This window comes from Amycolatopsis sp. (assembly GCF_036008905.1).
Lineage (GTDB): Bacteria > Actinomycetota > Actinomycetes > Mycobacteriales > Pseudonocardiaceae > Amycolatopsis.
The window spans coordinates 1-6,677 of sequence record NZ_DASYMU010000240.1; the positions used below are offsets into that span (position 1 = coordinate 1).

General features: G+C 66.3%; 7 protein-coding genes and 1 riboswitch. Of the genes, 4 read left to right on the top strand and 3 right to left on the bottom strand.

Annotation, left to right across the window (positions count from 1 at the left end):
* Positions 1 to 987: thiamine ABC transporter substrate-binding protein (locus tag VGP60_RS38185; RefSeq protein WP_327553090.1), on the bottom strand; the 987-nt coding region annotated here is incomplete at its 3' end.
* A 22-nt stretch (positions 988 to 1,009) separates the two neighbouring features.
* A riboswitch (TPP riboswitch) is annotated at positions 1,010 to 1,120 on the bottom strand.
* Positions 1,121 to 1,163: 43 nt separating this feature from the next.
* Between VGP60_RS38185 and VGP60_RS38190 the strand changes: the two genes are divergently transcribed.
* Together VGP60_RS38190 and VGP60_RS38195 are read left to right on the top strand one after the other, a co-directional pair.
* A complete protein-coding gene (locus tag VGP60_RS38190; protein WP_327553091.1) occupies positions 1,164 to 1,454 on the top strand; it encodes a 4a-hydroxytetrahydrobiopterin dehydratase in 291 nt (96 codons plus the stop codon).
* A gap of 235 nt (positions 1,455 to 1,689) precedes the next feature.
* Positions 1,690 to 2,145: a group II truncated hemoglobin gene (locus tag VGP60_RS38195; RefSeq protein WP_327553092.1), complete on the top strand. Its 456-nt coding sequence runs from the start codon at positions 1,690 to 1,692 to the stop codon at positions 2,143 to 2,145.
* Here VGP60_RS38195 and VGP60_RS38200 read toward each other — a convergent pair.
* Positions 2,133 to 2,663 carry a cysteine hydrolase gene (locus VGP60_RS38200; RefSeq protein WP_327553093.1) on the bottom strand — a complete coding sequence of 177 codons (531 nt, stop codon included), beginning with the start codon at positions 2,661 to 2,663 and terminating at the stop codon, positions 2,133 to 2,135. The two genes, VGP60_RS38195 and VGP60_RS38200, sit on opposite strands and share 13 nt — an antisense overlap.
* The gene (locus tag VGP60_RS38205; RefSeq protein ID WP_327553094.1) at positions 2,660 to 4,123 is read right to left on the bottom strand and encodes a purine-cytosine permease family protein; all 1,464 of its coding nucleotides are present in this window, start codon (positions 4,121 to 4,123) and stop codon (positions 2,660 to 2,662) included. Before VGP60_RS38205 ends, VGP60_RS38200 begins: the two co-directional genes overlap by 4 nt.
* 230 nt (positions 4,124 to 4,353) lie before the next feature.
* Here VGP60_RS38205 and VGP60_RS38210 point away from each other — a divergent pair, with 230 nt between their 5' ends.
* Positions 4,354 to 4,911, top strand: a complete 558-nt coding sequence (locus VGP60_RS38210) for a snapalysin family zinc-dependent metalloprotease (protein ID WP_327553095.1) — start codon at positions 4,354 to 4,356, stop codon at positions 4,909 to 4,911.
* 202 nt (positions 4,912 to 5,113) lie between these two features.
* Positions 5,114 to 6,475, top strand: coding sequence for a recombinase family protein (locus VGP60_RS38215; RefSeq protein WP_327553096.1), 1,362 nt, complete (start codon positions 5,114 to 5,116; stop codon positions 6,473 to 6,475).
* Positions 6,476 to 6,677 lie beyond the last annotated feature (202 nt).

Sequence of the window (6,677 nt, forward strand, 5' to 3'; positions counted from 1 at the left end):
GGCCGGCTTCTCCGGCAGCGGCGCGACCTGCGCCCAGCCCGCGGGAAGATCGACGCCCTGGCGCGCGGGGTAGACGTACATGTTGGCCGCCACGGTGACCTGGAACTGTTGCGACAGCAGGAAGTCGACCACCTTGTGGGCGCGCTCGGGCTGCTTGGAGCCGGTCAGCACCCCGGCGTACTCGACCTGGCGGTAACAGGTGTCGAGCAGCGCCGACGTCCGCGGCTTCCCGTCTTCGGCGACCTCGGCGGCCGGTGAAGAGGCGTACGAAACGACGATCGGGCGCGGGCCCTTGCCCGACGAGCCGGAAAAGTCCTGTGTGTAGGCCTCGGTCCAGCCGCTGACCGACTTGGCGCCGTTGGCCTTCAGCTTCGACCAGTACTCCTGCCAGCCGTCCTCGCCGAACTTCGAGACCGTGCCGAGCAGGAACGCCAGCCCCGGCGAGGAGGTCGCCGGGCTTTCGAGCACCATCAGGTCCTTGTACTGCGAGTTCGTCAGGTCCTCATAGGACTTCGGCACGGGGATCCCGTTGCTGGCGAAGTAGCCGTTGTCGACGTTGACGCACACATCGCCGAGATCCACGGCCGACAGGCGGTGTTCCGGGTCGACGGCGTAGCGCTGCGGGCCGCGATCGGCCTCGGGGCTGGTGTACGGCTCGAACACACCCTCGGTCAGCGCGCGTGAAGCGAACGTGGAATCCACGCCGTACGCGACATCCGCGATCGGGTTGGCCTTGGTGAGCACCAGTTTGTTGGTGAGCGCGCCCGCGTCACCCTCTTTGAGCACGGTGATCTTGATGCCGGACTGCCGCTCGAACGCGTCGAGCACCTCGGCCGGAGCGGCCCAGGAATCGTGCGTGACCAGCGTGACCGTCTGCGGACCCGCCGTGTCGCCGGCCGTGCCGCTCAACGTGCATCCCGCTGTCAGGGCCCCCACCAGGCAGAACACCATCGCGACAGGTACAGCGCGCAGGGTACTGCGATTCATTTACCCTCCTGCTCTAACCGGCAAGAAGGAGTCGAAGCCTCCCTGCGCCGGCATGATCCGGGTCAGGTGCGAAACGGTCGCGGGTAGGTTCCCGCCTCTCAGCCCGGCGTACCGGACTCCCGTGGCAAAGGTGCAGCGTAGTCGACACCTGGACACGACCGGGCGACCATGGGGAGATGACCGGACTACTCACGGACGCGCAGATCGGCGAAGCTCTCGAACACCTGCCCGAGTGGCGGCGCGACGGGGACACGATCGAGCGGAAAACAGAACTCGAAAGCTTCCCCCACGCGATCGCGGTGGTGAACCGCGTCGCCGAGATCGCCGAGAGCGTCAACCACCATCCGGACATCGACATCCGGTGGCGGACGCTGACCTTCCGGCTGAGCACACACTCGCACGGCGGCCTCACCGCGAAGGACACTTCGCTGGCCGGGCAGATCGACGAAGTCGTCGCCGATATGTGAGATCGGGCACAAAGCGTCCGGCGGGCTAACGGAAGGCTTGATCAAGACGCTTTCACCTGCGAAAGCATCGACTCAGCCCGTTGGGACCCCGCCATGAACAGCATCGCCCCCGCCCCCGTCCTCACCAGCACCCAGCGCGCTTGGGTGAGCGTGTTCGCCACCGCCATCACGCTGCTCGCCGTCGTCGTGCTGGGAATGTTCGCCTAGCAGGTCACGTGCGTGTAATCATGTAATCATGACGAAGACGCTCTTCGAGTGGGCCGGTGGTGCACCGGCCATCGAGCGGTTGACTGAAGTCTTCTACAAACACGTCCATCAGGACCCGGTCCTGGCTCCCGTGTTCGCGCACGCCGGTGACGACCACGCCCACCACGTCGCCATCTGGCTCGGCGAGGTGTTCGGCGGGCCCGCGACGTACACCGCGGATCACGGCGGCTACCCGGCGATGCTAGGCCACCACCTCGGCCTGTCGATCACCCCGGAACAGCGCACCCGCTGGGCCACGCTGATCGCCGCCGCGGCCGACGAAGCGGGCCTGCCGTCCGACCCGGAGTTCCGCTCCGCGTTCGTCGCGTACGTGGAATGGGGGTCGCGGATCGGGATGGAGAACTCCCAGCCCGGTGCCGAACCCCCGGCCGCCGCACCGGTTCCGCGCTGGGGTTGGGGCGAAGCTCCGCCCTACCCGGGCTGAAGGACGTCCTTGAGGGTCACGACCTCGATGAGCGGGCTGTAAAGCCGCAGCACCGCAAGCGTTTGCTCGTGGCTCTCCTCGGAGACACCCGCGCACGCGTCGCCGACCACCTGCACCTCGACCCCCGCGTCCGCCGCCGCGAGGGCTGTCGACAGCACGCAACAGTCGGTCGAAACCCCGGCGAGCACCATCGCGGCGTCGCCGACCTCGGCCGCCAATTCCGGGCCCCACTTGCCAAAGGTCGTCGCGTCGACCGACGGCCCGGCGAAGTCGTCGACCAGGTCGTAGATTTCGGCGTCGGCCGGCTGCAGGGCGAACGGCCACTGCTCGTAGTACTTCCGCCACGCGCCGGTCGGGACGGCCGGGGCGATGAACCGCGTGAACGTGACGCGCGGCTGGAACGCCTCGACGAGGTTCTGGATCGGCCCGACCACATCGGCGAACCCGGGGGTGAACCACGGGCTTTCGGGCTCGCCGAACACTTTCTGCATATCGATGACGACGAGCGAGCGGGTCATGCCGCGGCCTCCTGCGCCCGCACCCGAGCCCGGCTGAACAACACCGTGACCACAAAACCGAGCAGCAGCGCCAAAAGCACGCCGAGGTTGGCACCGGCCCACTGCCCGGTCTTCCCGCCGAGCCCGAACGCCTCCAGCAGATAGCCCTGCCAGCCGAGCCAGCTCGCGGCCAGGTTCGTCACCAGGCCCCAGCCGATCACCGTCGAAACCACGACCACCGCGATGGGCAGCCACCGCACGTCGCCGTAGCGGCCGGACGGGCGGAACAGGTCGGCGTCGGCGTAGTCCCGGCGCCGCAGCACGACGTCGGCGAGCATGACCCCGCACCAGGCCGCGACCGGAACCCCCAGTGTGGTCAGGAATCCCTGGAACTGCGCGAGGAAATTGCCGCCGAAAAACACGATGTAGACCGTGCCCACGATCATGATCAGGCCGTCGATCAGCGCCGCGACATACCGCGGCACCCGCAGGCCCGCGGCCAGGAGTGCGAGGCCGGACGAGTAGATGTCGAGCACCGCGCCGCCGACGAGCCCCAGCACCGCGACGAGCGCGAACGGCAGGAGGAACCAGATCGGCAGGATCGTGGTCAGCGAGCCGATCGGGTCCGCGGCCACGGCTCCGTTGAGCTCGGTGGACGACCCGGCGAGCAGCAGCCCGAACACGAGCAGCACGATCGGCGCCACCGAAGCACCGAACGTCGTCCAGCCGATCACGCCGGAGCTCCGCGTTTCCCTTGGCAGATAACGGGAGTAGTCCGCCGACGCGTTCACCCAGCCGAGCCCGAACCCGGTCATCAGGAACACCAGCGCCCCGATGACCTGCTGCGTCGAACCGGACGGCAACGCGGTGACGGCGGCCCAATGCACGTGGTCGACCACCAAAATGATGTAGACCACGGTGAGGACACCGGTGATCACCGTGATGACCGCCTGCATCCGCATGATCAGATCGAAGCCCATCACCCCGCCGCCGACGATCAGGATCGCGACGATCACCAGCGCGATCACCTTCGTGGACGTGCCGCCGCCCCAGCCGAGCCGGTCGAACACCGTCGCCGTCGCCATCGTCGCCAGCGCGGTCAGCACCGTCTCCCAGCCGACGGTCAAAATCCAGGAGATCGCCGACGGCAACCGGTTCCCGCGCACCCCGAACGCCGCGCGGCTCAACACCATCGTCGGCGCCGAACCGCGTTTCCCGGCCACCGCGACGAACCCGCAAAGCAGGAACGAGAAGACGATCCCGATCATCCCGGCGATGAGCGCCTGCCAGAACGAGATGCCGAACCCGAGCGCGAACGAGCCGTAGCTCAGCCCGAGCACCGACACGTTGGCGCCGAACCAAGGCCAGAACAACTGGCGGGCACGGCCTTTGCGGTCGGCGTCGTCGATCACGTTGATGCCGTTGAGCTCGACCTTGAACTGCTGGTTTCCGGCCGCTTGGTCATCCACTGCCCGCGCCATGGAACCTCGTCTCTGCGAGCCTGTACAAACCTGTTCACCGGTGAAAGTAGGGCGCGCGGACGCCGTGGTCAACTGTGAAAGGAGGGCGACTATCGGCGGGTTCCGCGCCGACCCGGTCAGGCCCTAACATCACGCTATGGCAACGGCGGACTACGCAGAGGTCTGGTCCGTCACCCACAATGCTGTGTCGACACTGCTCCCATCCATGCCTTAGACGCGAGGAGTAACACGTGCTTCGACGAACTTTGGCCGCCGTACTCACCGGCGCCGCCCTTTCGCTCACGCTCGTCACGGCGCCCGCCGCCGGGGCCGCCGGGGTGTTGGCGACCACCCTCACCTACGACGACAGCCAGGCCGCGGAGTTCAAATCCGCCGTGGCCTCGGGCGTCAACGTCTGGAACACCAGCGTGTCCAACGTCCGCATCGTGAAGGCCGCGGCCGGTCAGCGGGTGAACATCCGGGTCATCGCCGACAACGACTGGCCGCGGGCCAACCTCGGACCGGTCCGCGCCAACGGCACGGTCACCGTGTGGATAGGCAGGGTGGCCGTGCAGGAGGGCTACAGCCCCGTCCGGATCGCAGCCCACGAACTCGGCCACAGCCTGGGGCTCCCCGACATCAAACCCGGGCCGTGCTCGTCGCTGATGTCCGGCTCCACCGGCGGCGTCAGTTGCACCAACACGAACCCCAACGCCAGCGAGAAGTCCCGGGTCCAGCAGAACTACGCGGGCACCTTCGCCAAACAGGACGTCGACACCAGCGTCGTCCTCTCGGAAGCCGCTTTCTAGGCCGAAGAGGCAATGCTGCACCGTCGCGTTGAGCAGGTGGGTCGTGAGTGTTTACGAGTGTTAGAACACTTGTTGCCACTCACGACCCACCTGCCCACCGGAAACCTGCGGCCAAGCCCGTCGCCGTGCGCCGTGCGCCGAAATCAAGCTAGACGTTGAAGCGGAACTCGACCAGATTACCACGCCGTGCAACACTAGATGAGTGACTGGACCTCGTCGCTGCGCCATCTACCTACGAGTCAGCTTAGACGCGACTGGCGAGCAGCTGGCCGTTCAACGGCAGCGAGCGGACTGTCAACGAATCGCTGACCAGCGAGGATGGCAAATCATCGGCGAGTTCGTCGACAACTCCATCTCGGCATCTGACAAGCACAAGGCACGCCCCGGGTACGACGAGCTGGTCTCCGCAAACAAGGCCGGGGAGTTCGACGCCCTGGTGTGCTGGGACTTGGATCGGCTCACCCGCCAGCCTCGCCAGCTCGAAGACTGGATCGACGCCGCGCAAGAGCGCGGCCTGCTATTAGTCACGGCGAACGGCGAAGCCGACCTGTCCACCGATGGCGGCCGGATGTTCGCTCGAATCAAGGCGACCGTCGCCCGCGGCGAGATCGAGCGGAAGGCAGCACGTCAACGCGCCGCCGCGCTCCAGCGTGCCGAACGAGGCAAGCCACCACTCGGCGTCCGGCTGACCGGCTACTCCCCCGCAGGCGAACTCATTGAGGACGAGGCCGCGATCGTGCGGCAACTGTTCGACCGGTTCGCCGCCGGAGATTCGCTGCGCGCACTGGCGATGTGGCTCACCGAAGCCAAAGTCGCGACCCGCCACGGCCGACCATGGAACCCATCGAGCGTTCGTACGATCCTGACGAACCCGCGATACGCAGGTCATGCGATATACCAGGGCAAGACGAACGGCAAGCAAGGCACCTGGGACGCCATCGTCGATGACGACGTCTTCAGGCTGGTGGAGGCCAAGCTGGCCGATCCCCGCCGGAAGACCCAGCAGGGAACGGACCGCAAGCATCTCGGCGCCGGCCTGTTCGAGTGCGCGAAATGCGACTCGAAGGTCCGCTCATGGTCCGGCAACCGCTATCGCTGCCCCAACGGCTGCCTGACTCGCTCTCAACACCAGATCGACACCCTCGTGATCAAGACGATGCGAGAGCGGCTGAGCCGCCCCGACCTTGCTGGCTTGATCACACCAAAAGAGTCCGAGCGAGCGAAGGCCGCGAGCGAGAAAGTCAAGCAGCTGAACGGAAGACTCGAGCTCATCGAAGCGGACTACGACGCGGGCAACATCGACGGGCCTCGCTACAAGGTGTCGACGGAGAAGGTCAAGGCGAAACTCGCGGAAGCACGGCTCACCCAAGCTCGACTGAGCACTCGGAGCGCTGCGGCCTCGACACTGTCGGCTGTCGACCCCGTGGCAGCGTTCGACACAGCGCCACTCATGATCCGTCGGAACGTTGTTGATGCGCTGTGCTCAGTCAAGCTTTCGCCGACGCCACGCGGCCGGAAGACCTTTAACCCAGACTCCGTGAATATCGCATGGCGAGAAGACTAGTGAGCCAACGACGTCACACACAGTACTCAAACGAGTAAGTCAACTTGGAGCCCTGAGCGACCTACGCTGGTCCCATGGGGGAAGAGAGCGATAGCATGGTGACCATAAGTCACTAGATAGATGAGCTGACCCGGCGTGCCACGCAAGCCGAGTCCTTCTCGAGTGGCGAGATACTCGCTCGTGCCGACACGCTCCGTGAGAT

What these genes read in the sequence shown, in the direction of transcription:
- VGP60_RS38190 (WP_327553091.1), top strand. Translation starts at nt 1,164, where the DNA reads ATGACCGGACTACTCACGGACGCGCAGATCGGCGAAGCTCTCGAACAC.
- VGP60_RS38195 (WP_327553092.1), top strand. Translation starts at nt 1,690, where the DNA reads ATGACGAAGACGCTCTTCGAGTGGGCCGGTGGTGCACCGGCCATCGAG.
- VGP60_RS38200 (WP_327553093.1), bottom strand. Translation starts at nt 2,663, where the DNA reads ATGACCCGCTCGCTCGTCGTCATCGATATGCAGAAAGTGTTCGGCGAG.
- VGP60_RS38205 (WP_327553094.1), bottom strand. Translation starts at nt 4,123, where the DNA reads ATGGCGCGGGCAGTGGATGACCAAGCGGCCGGAAACCAGCAGTTCAAG.